Origin of the sequence: Pseudotenacibaculum sp. MALMAid0570, assembly GCF_040151415.1 — a bacterium.
In the GTDB taxonomy this organism is placed as follows: domain Bacteria; phylum Bacteroidota; class Bacteroidia; order Flavobacteriales; family Flavobacteriaceae; genus Polaribacter.
Genome location: NZ_JBDKWF010000050.1, coordinates 32,558 through 46,621 on the forward strand (window position 1 = coordinate 32,558; position 14,064 = coordinate 46,621).

At 33.4% G+C, this 14,064-nt stretch carries 17 protein-coding genes; 8 read left to right on the forward strand and 9 right to left on the reverse strand.

Features of this window, described 5'->3' with window-relative positions; translation table 11 throughout:
* Positions 1-4: 4 nt before the first annotated feature.
* From AAON49_RS12400 to AAON49_RS12415, 4 genes are all read right to left on the reverse strand, one after another.
* On the reverse strand, positions 5-1,144 hold the full coding sequence (locus AAON49_RS12400) for an Mrp/NBP35 family ATP-binding protein (protein WP_349555032.1): 1,140 nt from the start codon (positions 1,142-1,144) through the stop codon (positions 5-7).
* A gap of 188 nt (positions 1,145-1,332) precedes the next feature.
* Complete coding sequence (locus AAON49_RS12405; protein ID WP_349555033.1) at positions 1,333-1,680, reverse strand: MGMT family protein; 348 nt, start codon at positions 1,678-1,680, stop codon at positions 1,333-1,335.
* A gap of 3 nt (positions 1,681-1,683) precedes the next feature.
* Positions 1,684-2,355 carry a tRNA (guanosine(46)-N7)-methyltransferase TrmB gene (gene trmB / locus AAON49_RS12410; RefSeq protein ID WP_349555034.1) on the reverse strand — a complete coding sequence of 224 codons (672 nt, stop codon included), beginning with the start codon at positions 2,353-2,355 and terminating at the stop codon, positions 1,684-1,686.
* A 9-nt stretch (positions 2,356-2,364) separates the two neighbouring features.
* Positions 2,365-2,577, reverse strand: a complete 213-nt coding sequence (locus tag AAON49_RS12415; RefSeq protein ID WP_349555035.1) for a DUF6341 family protein — start codon at positions 2,575-2,577, stop codon at positions 2,365-2,367.
* Positions 2,578-2,618: 41 nt separating this feature from the next.
* Here AAON49_RS12415 and AAON49_RS12420 point away from each other — a divergent pair, with 41 nt between their 5' ends.
* The gene (locus AAON49_RS12420; protein WP_349555036.1) at positions 2,619-3,545 is read left to right on the forward strand and encodes a DUF6427 family protein; all 927 of its coding nucleotides are present in this window, start codon (positions 2,619-2,621) and stop codon (positions 3,543-3,545) included.
* Here AAON49_RS12420 and upp read toward each other — a convergent pair.
* Positions 3,535-4,188, reverse strand: a complete 654-nt coding sequence (gene upp / locus AAON49_RS12425) for a uracil phosphoribosyltransferase (protein WP_349555037.1) — start codon at positions 4,186-4,188, stop codon at positions 3,535-3,537. The two genes, AAON49_RS12420 and upp, sit on opposite strands and share 11 nt — an antisense overlap.
* Before the next feature lie 164 nt (positions 4,189-4,352).
* Complete coding sequence (locus AAON49_RS12430) at positions 4,353-5,384, reverse strand: glycosyltransferase family 9 protein (protein ID WP_349555038.1); 1,032 nt, start codon at positions 5,382-5,384, stop codon at positions 4,353-4,355.
* A 119-nt stretch (positions 5,385-5,503) separates the two neighbouring features.
* On the opposite strand from AAON49_RS12430, the gene AAON49_RS12435 reads away from it, so the two are divergent.
* The 7 genes from AAON49_RS12435 to AAON49_RS12465 all read left to right on the forward strand — a co-directional run bounded on the left by AAON49_RS12435 (position 5,504) and on the right by AAON49_RS12465 (position 11,057).
* Positions 5,504-6,370 carry a YicC family protein gene (locus AAON49_RS12435; RefSeq protein WP_349555039.1) on the forward strand — a complete coding sequence of 289 codons (867 nt, stop codon included), beginning with the start codon at positions 5,504-5,506 and terminating at the stop codon, positions 6,368-6,370.
* The gene (gene gmk / locus AAON49_RS12440) at positions 6,370-6,948 is read left to right on the forward strand and encodes a guanylate kinase (protein WP_349555040.1); all 579 of its coding nucleotides are present in this window, start codon (positions 6,370-6,372) and stop codon (positions 6,946-6,948) included. Before AAON49_RS12435 ends, gmk begins: the two co-directional genes overlap by 1 nt.
* Position 6,949: 1 nt before the next feature.
* The gene (gene nadD / locus AAON49_RS12445) at positions 6,950-7,531 is read left to right on the forward strand and encodes a nicotinate (nicotinamide) nucleotide adenylyltransferase (protein ID WP_349555041.1); all 582 of its coding nucleotides are present in this window, start codon (positions 6,950-6,952) and stop codon (positions 7,529-7,531) included.
* Between the two features lie 144 nt (positions 7,532-7,675).
* Positions 7,676-8,545 carry a M23 family metallopeptidase gene (locus tag AAON49_RS12450; protein ID WP_349555042.1) on the forward strand — a complete coding sequence of 290 codons (870 nt, stop codon included), beginning with the start codon at positions 7,676-7,678 and terminating at the stop codon, positions 8,543-8,545.
* The gene (locus AAON49_RS12455; protein ID WP_349555044.1) at positions 8,546-10,042 is read left to right on the forward strand and encodes a GH3 auxin-responsive promoter family protein; all 1,497 of its coding nucleotides are present in this window, start codon (positions 8,546-8,548) and stop codon (positions 10,040-10,042) included. It abuts the gene before it with no gap.
* Positions 10,043-10,046: 4 nt separating this feature from the next.
* Positions 10,047-10,592 (forward strand): MOSC domain-containing protein, encoded by a 546-nt coding sequence (locus AAON49_RS12460; RefSeq protein WP_349555046.1) that lies wholly within the window; start codon positions 10,047-10,049, stop codon positions 10,590-10,592.
* 3 nt (positions 10,593-10,595) lie between these two features.
* Positions 10,596-11,057, forward strand: coding sequence for an SRPBCC family protein (locus AAON49_RS12465; protein ID WP_349555047.1), 462 nt, complete (start codon positions 10,596-10,598; stop codon positions 11,055-11,057).
* 491 nt (positions 11,058-11,548) lie between these two features.
* Here AAON49_RS12465 and AAON49_RS12470 read toward each other — a convergent pair whose 3' ends face one another.
* The 3 genes from AAON49_RS12470 to AAON49_RS12480 form a co-directional block, all read right to left on the reverse strand.
* Positions 11,549-12,289 (reverse strand): DUF4097 family beta strand repeat-containing protein, encoded by a 741-nt coding sequence (locus tag AAON49_RS12470; RefSeq protein ID WP_349555048.1) that lies wholly within the window; start codon positions 12,287-12,289, stop codon positions 11,549-11,551.
* Positions 12,290-12,404: 115 nt separating this feature from the next.
* The gene (locus tag AAON49_RS12475; RefSeq protein ID WP_349555049.1) at positions 12,405-13,208 is read right to left on the reverse strand and encodes a DUF4097 family beta strand repeat-containing protein; all 804 of its coding nucleotides are present in this window, start codon (positions 13,206-13,208) and stop codon (positions 12,405-12,407) included.
* A 14-nt stretch (positions 13,209-13,222) separates the two neighbouring features.
* Complete coding sequence (locus AAON49_RS12480) at positions 13,223-14,002, reverse strand: HEAT repeat domain-containing protein (protein WP_349555050.1); 780 nt, start codon at positions 14,000-14,002, stop codon at positions 13,223-13,225.
* Between the last annotated feature and the right edge of the window lie 62 nt (positions 14,003-14,064).

Sequence of the window (14,064 nt, forward strand, 5' to 3'; positions counted from 1 at the left end):
ATCTTTACTTTTTAACAGGGCTACAACCACTCATTGTTGTAATACGAACAACTTCTGTTGGTGGTAAGTTAGCATTTCTTTTTAATAATTCAGAAACCATCTCTTTGGTAATATCTCCAAAAGCTTTTTCTAAAGGAGTATTTTCTTGCAAGGCTACTGGATGTCCAACATCTCCAGCTTCACGAATACTCTGTACTAGAGGAATTTCACCTAAGAACTTTGTTTGAATATCTTCTGCCAAATGTTTTGCTCCATCTTTCCCAAAGATATAATATTTATTATCGGGTAATTCTTCTGGAGTGAAATAAGCCATATTTTCTATAATCCCTAATACTGGAACTTTGATACTGTCTTGTTGGAACATAGCTACTCCTTTTTTGGCATCTGCTAAGGCAATATTTTGAGGAGTACTCACAACTACAGCTCCATTAATAGGAACAGCCTGTACAATTGATAAGTGTACGTCACCTGTTCCAGGAGGTAAGTCAATTAATAGAAAGTCTAATTCTCCCCAATCTGCATCAAAAATTAATTGATTTAATGCTTTAGAAGCCATAGGACCTCTCCAAATTACAGCTTGGTCAGGATTAGTAAAGAACCCTAAAGACAACAGTTTTACCCCATAATTTTCTATAGGTTTCATTTTTGAACGACCGTCTACATTCACAGACAGAGGTCTTTCTCTTTCTACATCAAACATCAAATGCATTGAAGGGCCATACACATCGGCATCTAAAACTCCAACTTTGAATCCCATTTTTGCTAAAGTAATTGCTGTATTAGCAGTAATGGTAGATTTTCCAACACCTCCTTTTCCAGACGCAATGGCGATGATGTTTTGAATGTTGGGTATTTCTTTTCCGCGAATTAAATTAGGATCTTCTTGTTTTGGTTTTGGAGCTGATTTTACATTCACCTTTACATCAATCTTCTGATCAACATGCTGATGAATAGCTTTCATAACTTCAACTTCAACTTTCTTTTTGGCTTGTAAAGTAGGATTGCTAATGGTTATATCTACAATTACTTCATCGCCAAAAACAACCACATTGGTTACATTTTTATTTTCAACTAAGCTTTTTCCTTCACCGGAAGCGGTAATGGTTTCTAGAGCTTTGTATATATCTTGTTTTTTAAAAGACATTCGACTTCTTTAAAATGTCAGGTCGAGCGCAGTCGAGACCTTCATTCTCATTGCCCAACCTCTCGACTGCGCTCGAGAGGATAAACGAGTTTATATAAAACCGTTCTAAATTGACTGCAAAGATACAGCTTAGAACTCAGAAAATAAAGTAAGTAAATCTCTAATATTGATGGGTTGATAATGGAAATTTATGAAAGCTCTTTCATAGGATCCCAAAAGATTTTATCTAAGTCTTGGATTTGATTTTCTTTCACAACAATTCCTTCATTTTCTAAGAGTTGTTGCATCAAATTAGTACCTTGGAAATGATGTTTTCCCGTGAGCAATCCTTTTCGGTTTACAACGCGATGTGCAGGAACATCTTCATGTTTTCCAGAGCCATTCATGGCCCAGCCTACCATTCGCGCAGAACGAGCTGCTCCTAAATATTTGGCAATGGCGCCATAACTTGTTACTCGGCCGTAAGGAATCAAACGAGCAACAGCGTATACCCTTTCAAAAAAATTATCGTTGTTTTCCACTAAGTGAAAGTACAAAAATTAATATTTCAATTTGAATTTAATATAGGTAATAGGCTTTCCTTGTTCTAAGTATTGTTGTTCGTAGAAAGTTTGGGTTTCTGTAACTTCTTGAGGAGAAGATTTTAGTTTGTATACATCATGACTTGCGTGTAGTACTTCATGACCTTCTCCATGTAGTAACCCAAGTGTATAACCATGCATAAATTCGCTATCAGTTTTCAAGTTCATTATACCATCTTCTTTAAGAATGTGATGATATTTTTTTAAGAACTCGGTATTGGTCATTCTATGCTTAGTACGTTTGTATTTAATTTGTGGATCTGGAAATGTAATCCAGATTTCATCAATTTCATTTTCAGCAAATATGTAATCAATCAATTCGATTTGAGTTCTAATAAAAGCAACATTTTCTAATCCTTCTTCTAAGGCAGTTTTAGCACCACGCCAAAAACGAGCACCTTTGATATCAATACCAATAAAGTTCTTGTCAGGATTTTTTTGTGCGAGTGCAATAGTGTATTCTCCTTTACCACACCCTAACTCTAAAACAATAGGCTTGTTGTTCTTAAAAAAAGAATGCCATTTACCTTTGTAAGAAAAGTTATTGATAACTTCTTCTCTTGTAGGTTGAATGACATTAGCAAACGTCTCATTTTCTTTGAAACGTTTGAGTTTGTTTTTGCTTCCCAAAACGAAAGATTAAGCTCTATCTTCTGTTCCTTCTTTAACGAATCTTCGAGATTCTTTCATCCAATACCAAAGAAGAACCAATAAGACAGCTAAAAAGAGCCAATTGATAACATTAGCAGACCACCAGTCTGATTGTCCTAACGTACGAAGTGCATTGAAAGGAATGAATAAAAAATTAGTGAATAATTCGCCAATCCAAGTCCAAATATTGAGAGCTATCATATCTTGAGTATATTTACGTTGCAAAAATATAAAAACTAACAATGCTAGCCAATTTTTTTGGAAAATCTAATCCAGCAAATTTTATTCTTCTTTTTTTACTCTTTTTAGGGTTCTTTTTTGCTGCTCTTTTTTCTGATTTTTCTTTAGTTGAAATAAAGTCAAACGATTGGGGAATGTATCTTACAACCATAGGGTTATTTATATTGTTGTTTTTCTTTTTCAATTTCATATTAGCGAAGAATAAACTCACCTTGTATAACTCTTATGGGTTTTTATTTTTTGTGTTGTTATTTGGTATTTTCCCCATTACAATGTTTGATAGACATGAGTTAGTTGTCAATCTGACCATTTTAATTTTGCTAAGAAGAATTTATAGTTTAAGAACTCCTAAAGTGGTTCTTAAGAAGATGTTTGATAGCGGTTTTTGGCTTTCAATTCTTTTTATTTTAAATCCGTTTACATTGGTGTATGGAGTTTTGTTATGTGCCTCTATATTTATATTTCAAAAACTAACAATTAGAACGTTCTTAATCCCAATTGTAGGGTTTGCAGCTCCTTTATTATGTTACTTTACCTACTGCTTTTGGTATGACAATATAGATTCGTTTTTAGACTTATTTGCCTGGTATACAAACTATGATTTTCAATTGTACAAAGAACCAAAACTTTTAATACCATTAATTTTTATTGGTGTTGTTTCTTTATTCTCTATTCTATTTAAGACACCTAAAGCTTTTCTAATTAGTGGGAACTATAGAAAATTCTGGTCGTTAACAATTTTAAACCTACTAGTTTCTGTAGCCTTAGTTTTGTTTACAGTTGAAAGAACTGGCGCAGAACTAATGTGTTTATTCTTTCCTATAGCTGTAATTTTAACCAATGGAGTAGAAGGGTTGTCAAAACGATTCTTCAAAGATTTAATCTTAGGAATTTTTCTTCTAATTCCTATTATCCTGCTTATAATTTAGATCCAAAAGCAAGATCACCAGCATCACCTAATCCTGGTACTATATAACCTTTGTCATTTAAAGTCTCATCAATATCTGCAATCCATAAATCTGTATCTTCAGAAAAATGTTTCTGAATATATTCAATTCCTTTTGTTGCTCCGATTACTGACATTAAATGGATTTTTTTAGGAGTGCCAAATTTTAAGATAGCATTATATACTGTTACTAATGATTGACCTGTTGCCAACATTGGGTCTGCAAGAATTAAAGTTTTTCCATCCAAAGAAGGAGAAGCAAAATACTCTACCTTAATTTCAAATTCATCGTCATTTTTTGGGTGATAACGATATGCTGAAATAAAAGCATTTTCAGCAGCATCAAAATAGTTAAGAACTCCTTGATGAAGAGGTAGTCCAGCTCTTAATATAGAGCAAATGACCAGATTATCATTTATGATTTCTGATTCTTTGACACCTAAAACAGTCTGAATCTGTTCAGAACTAAAAGATAAATCTTTACTCAACTCATAAGAAAGTACTTCGCCGATTCGTTCTATATTTCTTCGAAACCGCATCGAATCTTTTTGAATATCCTGTTCTCTTATCTCTTTTAAAAATGTATTGAGTACCGAGTTGTTTTTGGCTAAGTGATGAATTTTCATTTATGGAATTGTCTGAACTTTATGATTAGTGTTTCAATAAAATTTGTATCTTTCGACTGTTCAAAAGTAAACTATTTCATCAATTTACACATTGATAATCTTTTTATAAACAACCAAAAGTTACACAACCAAAACGAAGAAAGAGTCTAAACAGACTCTTTTTTTTATGATAAAATAGTATTGATTTTTTCTACTACAGTTTTTGGAGAAATAGATTCCATTACATTTTCATAACCTTCAAAAATGCTATTGCCATAAATAGAACAAGGAATTTTTGGGTACTTTTTTAAATCGGGAAGAAGACAATAATCTTGCGGTTGATTGTAAGGCGCAAACCCAGCATAAGGATGTGTTACACCCCAAAGAGTTACTGTTTTAATTTGTTGCATAGCAGCCAAATGCGCATTTCCAGAATCCATAGAAAGCATCAAGTCTAAATGGCTAATAAGTACTAATTCTTCTTGAAAAGAGAGTTTACCAGCAATGTTGATAGTATTGTTATATGTCTCTTCAAGTTTAGTGAGAATGTTGCTCTCTTTTTTACCACCTCCAAACAATAAAACTGTATGCTTTTTTGACAGTTCAGTAATTACCTCTTTCATTAATTTAATAGGATAAACCTTCCCTTCAAAAGCAGCAAAAGGAGCAATGCCAATCCATGAATTTTTCTTGTCTCCCGTCAACTCAATTGTTTTTTTTGAAAGAGTTTCTTTATCAAGTGGTTTTGGCTGAGTTATGTTTATTTCAAATCCTAAACTCTTCAAGACATCAGCATAGCGTTCATGAGAGGTTTTTAGTTGTTTGAAAACTTTGTTGCTTTCTCTTGTTAGTGCTCTTTTTTCAGCTCTCCCTTTGTCAATTTTAGCAATAGAAACTTTGGTAAATGAAAAGAATCTTCTTAGAATTTTAGAACGCAAAACATTATGAAAATCGGCAACATGCGTAATTTTTAATTCCTTTAAATCTTTAAATAATTGATACAGCCCTTGAATACTTTTGTGTTTTCCTTTTACTTCAGCAGCAAAGAAAGACACATTAGGAATGTCTTTAAAAAGAGGTTTTAAAAAAGGCTTAGAAAGTATAGTAACCTTACAGTTTGGATGTTGCTCTGTTAAGGCTCTTATCACTGGAACAGTCATGGCTACATCTCCCATAGCAGAAAGCCGAATGATTAATATATGTGTTTCTTTTGCCAAACAAAAAAGCTTTGAGGGTAAAAGTAATCTTTTCTGTACAAAAGCAAAAAGAGAGTTGGTTTAAGCAAAACCACACCTAAATAAAAATGTATCTTTGTGGCTTATTTAAAAAATGATTCATGATTCAATCCATGACAGGTTACGGGAAATCCGTATTGCAATTACCAAATAAAAAGATTACGATTGAAGTTAAGTCTTTAAACAGTAAAAATTTAGACTTAAATGTTCGTGTTCCTTCTTATTACAGAGAAAAAGAGTTGGCTGTAAGAAAAGAATTAGCTTCTCAGTTGGTAAGAGGAAAAGTTGATTTTTCAATCTTTGTTGAAATGACAGCTGATGAAACTTCTACGACAGTCAATAAAGGCGTGGTTAGTGAATACATGCAGCAATTAAAAAATGTGGTTCAAACTGGAGCTTCAGATGATGTAGAATTGCTAAAAATGGCAGTAAAAATGCCTGATGCCTTAAAAACCGAACGCGAAGAATTGGATGAAGAAGAATGGAATAAAATACATCAGCATATTCAAATCGCTACCAAAGAAATTATTCAATATAGAATTGATGAAGCCGCTTCATTAGAAGAAGATTTTAAATTAAGAATTCAAAATATTCAAAAATATTTAGAAGAAGTTAGGTCTTTAGACGATGAACGAATTGATCATGTAAAACAACGTTTACAAAAAGCCATCTCAGAACTTAAAGCAGAAGTAGATGAAAATCGTTTTGAACAAGAACTGATTTACTACTTAGAGAAATTAGATATTAATGAAGAAAAAGTTAGACTAGCTAATCACTTAGATTATTTCTTAAAACAATTAGCAACCAGTGATTCTAATGGAAAAAAGTTAGGGTTTATTGTACAAGAGATTGGTAGAGAGATTAATACCATTGGATCTAAAGCTAATTTTGCCGCGATGCAAAAAGCAGTAATTCAAATGAAGAACGAATTGGAAAAAATTAAAGAACAAATACTAAACGTATTATAATGTCAGACTTCAAAGGAAAGTTATTTGTGTTTTCTGCACCTTCAGGATCTGGGAAAACAACAATTGTTCGTCACTTGTTAAGTCAAGAGCGCTTTGGATTAGAGTTCTCTATTTCTGCAACTTCTAGAGAACCTAGAGGAAAAGAAGTAGATGGAACCGATTATTATTTTATATCCTTATCAGAGTTTAAGCAGAAAATAAAATCTGAAGAATTTTTAGAGTGGGAAGAAGTTTATAAAGACAATTTTTACGGAACATTAAAATCAGAAATTGAACGCATTTGGGACAAAGGGAAACATGTGATTTTTGATATTGATGTTGCTGGAGGGCTAAGAATAAAAAGAAAGTTTCCTGAAGAAACATTAGCAGTTTTTGTAAAACCTCCAGATATTAATGAGTTAATCATCAGATTGAAAAAAAGAGGAGAAGAGAGCCCTGAGAAAATTGCGATGAGAGTAGCAAAAGCTCCTGTAGAAATGGCAACAGCGCCTCAGTTTGATCAAATCATCAAGAATTACGATTTGGATGTAGCTTTGAAAGAAGCGGAAGATTTAGTAGAAGAATTCTTAAAAAAATAACATGAAAGTTGGGCTGTATTTCGGATCGTTCAATCCAATTCACGTTGGACACCTGATTTTGGCCAATCATTTGGCTGAATATTCCGACTTAGATGAAGTTTGGTTTGTAGTTACACCACAAAGTCCACACAAAAAGAAACAATCTTTATTAGACAATCACCATCGATATGAGTTGGTTTACACGGCTGTGGAAAACTATCCAAAATTAAGAGCATCTAACATAGAATTTAAACTTCCTCAACCTTATTACACAGTTCATACCTTAGCTCATATTTCTGAAAAATACCCCAACAAAGAATTCTGTTTGATTATGGGAGAAGACAATTTGAAGACTTTTCACAAATGGAAAAATTACGAAACCATTTTAGAACATCATCAGATTTATGTATACCCTAGGATTGGCGGAGGAAAAGTAAAAAATCAATTTAGAGATCACCCTAAAATTCATAGGGTTGATGCACCTGTAATTCAGATTTCAGCAACTTCAATTCGAGAAGGAATCAAACAAAATAAAAATGTAGAGCCTTTGCTCCCTAAAGAAGTTTGGAAGTATATCGATGAAATGAACTTCTATAGAAAATAGAATATATCATTGAATATCGAATGCTGAATTTAGAAAGCAGAGAGTTAAGAATTTGAACTAAACAACTATCTTGTTAATTTTATCACAACATCAAAATACCCTAATAAGGGTTTCGTTGTATATTTGTATCAATACACAAACAAAGTGGCTGAAAACAAAAAAAAGAAAGGAAGGCTAAAACAAAAGCTTACCAATAAATATAGATTGGTTGTTTTAAACGAAAACACCTTCGAAGAACGTTTTGCGTTAAAACTATCCAGACTGAATGTATTTGTTTTTGGAGGAATCTTTTCTGTCATTCTTATTGTAGGAACCATTTTGTTAATTGCCTTCACACCAATTAAGGAATACATTCCTGGTTATTCTTCTACACAATTGAAGAAGGATGCAGCCAGATTAACTTTTGAATCCGACTCTTTAAAGAATAGATTATCAGTTATAGAAAATTATACAAAAGCCATACGACCTATTTTAACAGGTGAAGTAGTAGGAGATGATCCTATAGATTCTATTCAAGATCTTAATAGAAGAACACAGATAGATGAAACTAAGCTAAACGCTACTCGCCAAGACTCTTTGTTTAGAGAAAAAATCGAAAGTAAAGACCGTTTTCCTTTGTCGGATGAATTACAAAACAAAGCCAAAATTGTATTTTTCGCGCCTATTTCTGGAAGCATCTCACAAGCTTTTAATGCAGAGAACAAACATTTTGCCTTAGATATAGTTGCCAAAACAGGAACACCCGTAAAAGCGGTGGCAGATGGAACCGTAATTTTTGCGGAATGGACAGCAGAAACGGGTTATGTGATTTTGATTAAACATGCAAACAATTTTATTTCAGTATACAAACACAATGGAACCTTGTTAAAACAACAAGGCGATTTGGTAAAATCTGGTGAAGCCATTGCCAGTGTTGGTTCTACAGGAGAATTAACCACGGGACCTCATTTGCATTTCGAGTTGTGGAGTGATGGCTATGCTGTGAATCCAACAAATTATATAGACTTTGAGTAGATGAGTGTAAAAACTGTATTTGCAATACCTTTTGCCAAGCGAGTAAGAAAACGAGTTTATAAATGGGCATTTCAACCCCATAGAACCCAAGAAAAAGTATTCAAAAAATTAATTTCCAAAGCAAAAAATACTGCCTTTGGTAAAGATCACCATTTTGATAAAATTCAATCGTATACAGATTTTAAAAAGTACGTTCCCATAAATGATTATGAGGGACTTCGGTCTTATGTAGATAGGATTGTTGCAGGTGAAGAAAATGTACTGTGGAAAGGGAAACCTATCTATTTTGCAAAAACGTCAGGAACTACATCGGGAGCAAAATATATTCCCATCACCAAAGATTCGATGCCTACCCATATCAAAGCGGCAAGAAACGCTTTGCTCTTTTACATTGCAGAAACCAATGATGCAAGTTTTGTAGATGGTAAAATGATTTTTTTACAAGGAAGCCCAGTTTTAGAAGATAAAAATGGAGTGAATCTAGGAAGGTTAAGTGGAATAGTTGCACACTACGTGCCTAAATATCTGCAAAAAAATAGATTGCCAAGCTGGGAAACCAATTGTATTGAAGATTGGGATACCAAAGTAAATGCCATTGTTGAAGAAACGATTAATGAAGACATGACTGTGATTAGTGGAATTCCTTCATGGGTACAAATGTATTTCGAGAAGTTAATTGAGAAGACAGGAAAAACCATCACAGAACTCTTTCCAAATTTCAACTTCTTTATTTATGGAGGCGTGAATTTTGAACCTTATAAAAATAAGTTTGAAGCTTTAATAGGAAAAAAGATAGATTATATTGAATTGTATCCTGCTTCGGAAGGATTCATCGCCTATCAAGATTCTCAGAATGAAGAAGGAATGCTGTTGCAACTAAACAGCGGAATTTTCTATGAATTTATTCCTGCTGAAGATTTCTTTAATGAGCATCCTACTAGAATCTCTCTAGAAGATGTTCAGTTGGGGGTAAATTATGTAATCATCTTAAATACAAATGCAGGTTTATGGGGTTATAATATTGGAGATACAATAGAGTTTACCTCACTTCTACCTTATCGAATTAAGGTAACGGGACGTATCAAGCATTTTATCTCAGCTTTTGGAGAACATGTGATTGGAAAAGAAGTAGAGAAGGCTTTGAATGATTCTATCAAAGGAACTGAGACGAATGTGAGTGAATTTACAGTAGCACCACAAGTAAATCCAGAAGAAGGATTACCTTATCATGAATGGTTTATAGAATTTGAAAATGAACCTGAGAGTTTAGAAGACTTAGCGGCAAAGATTGACGCTTCAATGCAAGAACAAAACATTTATTATTTCGATTTGATAGAAGGAAAAGTATTACGTCCGTTGATTATCCGAAAAGTTAAAAAAGGCGGATTTCATGAGTATATGAAATCCATCGGAAAATTTGGCGGACAAAATAAAATTCCGCAACTATCTGACAACAGAAAGATTGCAGATGTCTTGCAGAACTTTTTAAAAGAATAGTACAATGAAAATAGTCTCAACAAACATCGGCGAACAAAGAGAAGTAGAATGGAAAGGAAAAACCATTACGACCGGAATCTTTAAAAAATCGGTAAGTGGACCTATTTTTTTAGACGTGGAGACCGTGAAAGGTGATGCTATTTGCAACAGAGAATATCATGGAGGAATTGATCAGGCGGTGTATGGATATTCCTTAAAACATTATGACTATTGGAAAGAATTATACCCTAATCAAGATTGGGAGTATGGAATGTTTGGAGAAAACTTAACCATTGATGATCTTGAAGAAACACAAATTCACGTAGGAGATACCTTTAAAGTAGGTGAAGTAATTATTGAAGTAACAAAACCTAGGCAACCTTGCGAAAAGTTAGCCATGAAATTCGATACTCGAAAAATTGTACCACAATTTACAAGATCTACCATGAGTGGTATTTATTTTAAGGTTTTGCAAACCGGACATGTCCAAGCTGGGGATGTTTTACAGCAAATTAAATCTTGCCCTGAAAACCCAACGATTGCTGAGGTTTACAAAGAAAAGAATCTTTAAAAAATGCCAAGAATAGTTGTAGAAACCTTAATAGATGCTTCAAGAGAAGAGGTTTTTAATTTAGCTAGGAATATTGATTTTCACACAAAATCTGCGGCACATACTAAAGAGAAGGCAATAGCAGGAAAAGTTTCTGGTTTAATTGAATTAGGAGAAAGTGTTACTTGGAAAGCTAGACACTTTGGAGTATGGCAGACATTAGAGAGTAAAATCACAGAATTTGATTTTCCAAATTCTTTTGTTGATGAGATGCAAAGAGGAGCTTTCAAATCGTTTAAACATATACATATATTTGAAGAAGAGAATGGTCAAACAAAAATGATTGATGTATTTGAATATGTGTCTCCTTGTGGCCTTTTAGGAAAGCTAGCGGATATATTATTTCTTAAAAGCTACATGATCAAGTTTCTTACTCGTAGAAATGAAATAATGAAAGATGAAATAGAAAATAATATTATGTCCTGAAACTTTAGTATGAAGGTTGATGTAAAAAATATACTTACGTTGAAAAGTAATTCTCTCTTTGGGTATTCTGTTATACTTTACTGTTTATCTATGTTTCTGCCAGTTTTTTGGGGAGAATGGGTTTTTTTTGGCTTTCATGCCTATGTTATAGGGATGTCTAGTGTTTTTGAGTATGATCTTTTATTTTCGTTACCGTGTATGGCTAATGTTCTTTATATAGTATCTCTTTTAATCCGAAAGAAAAATATTTCATTAAGAATTTTGATTTCAATTTTTACAATTGCTTTTAGTTTATTCTCTTTTCTTTTTACAAGAATACCTTTAATACATACAGATTTAGGAGATTTTGAATTTTATCTAGGACCAGGTTTTTTATTTTGGATAACTAGTTTCATACTATTATTAGTAAGTCAAATAAAAGAATACAAAAAAACACCCCAACATTTAATTCAATAAAGAGTTGAGGTGTTCAAGTTTATAATGAACAAAGTTTAGCTTTTTCTCAAAAAGATATCACCGCTAATGGTATCCAAATCCAACGTTGCAGAACCACTTTTTACGGTTGCACGAATTCGATTGCTGTGATTTCTCTTTTTGTTTTGACTAAAATCAATATCTAAGTCAGAATAGATTCCTCCAGTCAATGTTTTTGCTTCAAAGGTTGCATCCGATACATAGATATCAATATCTCCACTAATGGTTTTCAACTTCATGTTTTGAGAGTGCTTTTTGATATCAATATCTCCACTGATGAGGTCCAAGTTCAAGTATCCAGCATAGGCATCGGCTTGCACGTTTCCAGAAATGCTTTTTACTTTTAAGTTCATCCCTTTTGGAACATTAATTACATAGCTGATTTCCATAGTGTACTCGATACAATCACAGTCATCATCATCGTCATCATTTTTTATTCTTTTACTTTTTCCTTTTCGGTAATAATTGCGATACTTTTTAAAGTAATCTCCATAATCCGACTTCACCGTGAATGTAGATCCAATTTTATCAGTTTTTAAGCTGAAATAATCGTTGTGTTCATTGTCGTCAATATTCACTGTGGCTGTTACAGATACTTCTTTTTTGTTCCATTGCACGATTTCAATATTATCGGCAAACTTTACATGAACATATACATCTTCAATTCCTGTGCTGCGGTCGTTGGCAGTCACTTTTTTCTGAGCTGATAGGTTGCTAATAGTCAATAACAATCCTATGAAGAAGACAATTCTTTTCATTATTAATTGATTTAAGTTTTAATTGAAATGTTTTAAATGTCACATCGAGCACAGTCGGGAAGCAATGGAGAATGTTGAGGATTCCTAATTCTCGACTGCGCTTGAACTGACAGTTTTATTCTTTCTTTCTAAGGTAAATGTTACCCATTGAAGATTTTAGTTTGATCTTTACACCACCACCATTTAAAGACTTTTCGATATTTTTCAATCCACTTCTGTTTGGCAATCCTTTCTTAGGAGGTGCTTTAAAATCGAAGTTTGTGTATACAGTTCCGTTGGTTCTTACACTCAAATTTGCTTTGGTGTTAGAAGGTAAGGCTACATCAATTTCTCCTACAGAGCTTGAAATACTTATGGGTGAAGACTGACTAACATTTGTAAAAACAACACTAATGGTTCCAGTACTTGTGTGTGCAGTAATAGGACCTGTTACATTCTTTAAAGTAATTTCACCTACATTGGCATCAGCTTCAACCTCAGAGGTAAATCCATCTATAACAATTCCGCCTAAGTTTCCACTATCGATATCAATATTCATAGTTTTTGGTAAAGTTACTTTGATATCTTCTCTTTGAAAGTGAGATTTAAGGTCTTTCACAATTAATACACCATTTTCTGTCGTTACTGAGAATCCAAACCCGTCAGTGTTATCTTCTCCTCCAGGATAAATTGCTCTCAATCCTTTTTTACGATCTTTTTTCTTTTTGTTATCGTCAAAATGACCTGGAAAACGATCGTGGTTGTCTTTATTTCCCATCTCAGTTAAGATCAACTGTGATGTGTTTCCTGCAACTACAGTAATATCTGCGCCGCTTTCAATTCGTACTTTCTTTATTCCTTGTAAAGATTTTTTATATGTGTTCTTTTGTGCAAAAGCTACTGATGAACAAAAGATAAATAATAAGATGATTTTTTTCATGATATTTTGTTTTTCTAGGATAAACTAGGGATGTTAAATTGTATTTCTTTTTTTACATATTGAGGAACGTCTTCGTTGTCTAGTAATCTCTTCATAGGAGGGAGCGCCCTTTTCTCCTGAATTTTTACTAAAACTTGAATGAGTTCTATTTGGATCGCTGGGTCTTTGTCTGTTTCCAACGATTTTATCAAAGCTTGCTTAACCATTTCTAAAGATGAGAATTTTGCCAAGGCTTCTACTGCAGCTAGACGCACACTGGGTTTTTCATCATATAACAAACGGTCAACTATAGCTTGTATAATTTTTTTATCTGTGGTTTCAATTTCTTCTGAGAGATTCATCGCAGCAATACGCTGACTCGCACTCTGATCTTCAATCTGCGTTAAGATGCTAGCAACCTGAGGATTTACAACAGCATTTCCCGGATCAGAATATTTACCAATCAAAAAGGCACTTACTACAATTAAAATACTTGCAGCAACTTGCAGATATGATTTCCAAGACCTTCTTTCTTGTATAGAGATTACTTTGGTCTCTTTACTTCGACTTTGCTCAGCACTAGCTTTAGCTTTTTCGGAAGCCAACATTTCCTCAAAATTTGAACGTAGAGAAGGACTAGGCTGTTCCATTTCATCTTCTGCCATGTCAAAGAACAACGCTTTCATGTCTTCAAGTTCTTTGTTGCAGTCTTGACAACTATCTGTATGTTCTTGGATTTTTTTCATGTCCTCGTCGTTTAAATTCTGATCCAAAAAATCAGCTATTTGATCTTGTATGTTTTCGCACTTGTTCATTAGTACTTAGTTTTTATTGCCTAGTAATTAGGCTTCATTTTCCTTACTCCTTACTCTTTTCT

Coding starts and splice junctions, on each gene's coding strand:
- gmk (WP_349555040.1), top strand. CDS start 6,370: ATGTCAGACTTCAAAGGAAAGTTATTTGTGTTTTCTGCACCTTCAGGA.
- AAON49_RS12415 (WP_349555035.1), bottom strand. CDS start 2,577: ATGATAGCTCTCAATATTTGGACTTGGATTGGCGAATTATTCACTAAT.
- AAON49_RS12465 (WP_349555047.1), top strand. CDS start 10,596: ATGCCAAGAATAGTTGTAGAAACCTTAATAGATGCTTCAAGAGAAGAG.
- upp (WP_349555037.1), bottom strand. CDS start 4,188: ATGAAAATTCATCACTTAGCCAAAAACAACTCGGTACTCAATACATTT.
- AAON49_RS12455 (WP_349555044.1), top strand. CDS start 8,546: ATGAGTGTAAAAACTGTATTTGCAATACCTTTTGCCAAGCGAGTAAGA.
- AAON49_RS12435 (WP_349555039.1), top strand. CDS start 5,504: ATGATTCAATCCATGACAGGTTACGGGAAATCCGTATTGCAATTACCA.
- AAON49_RS12420 (WP_349555036.1), top strand. CDS start 2,619: ATGCTAGCCAATTTTTTTGGAAAATCTAATCCAGCAAATTTTATTCTT.
- AAON49_RS12470 (WP_349555048.1), bottom strand. CDS start 12,289: ATGAAAAGAATTGTCTTCTTCATAGGATTGTTATTGACTATTAGCAAC.
- AAON49_RS12480 (WP_349555050.1), bottom strand. CDS start 14,002: ATGAACAAGTGCGAAAACATACAAGATCAAATAGCTGATTTTTTGGAT.
- AAON49_RS12400 (WP_349555032.1), bottom strand. CDS start 1,144: ATGTCTTTTAAAAAACAAGATATATACAAAGCTCTAGAAACCATTACC.
- AAON49_RS12460 (WP_349555046.1), top strand. CDS start 10,047: ATGAAAATAGTCTCAACAAACATCGGCGAACAAAGAGAAGTAGAATGG.
- AAON49_RS12475 (WP_349555049.1), bottom strand. CDS start 13,208: ATGAAAAAAATCATCTTATTATTTATCTTTTGTTCATCAGTAGCTTTT.
- nadD (WP_349555041.1), top strand. CDS start 6,950: ATGAAAGTTGGGCTGTATTTCGGATCGTTCAATCCAATTCACGTTGGA.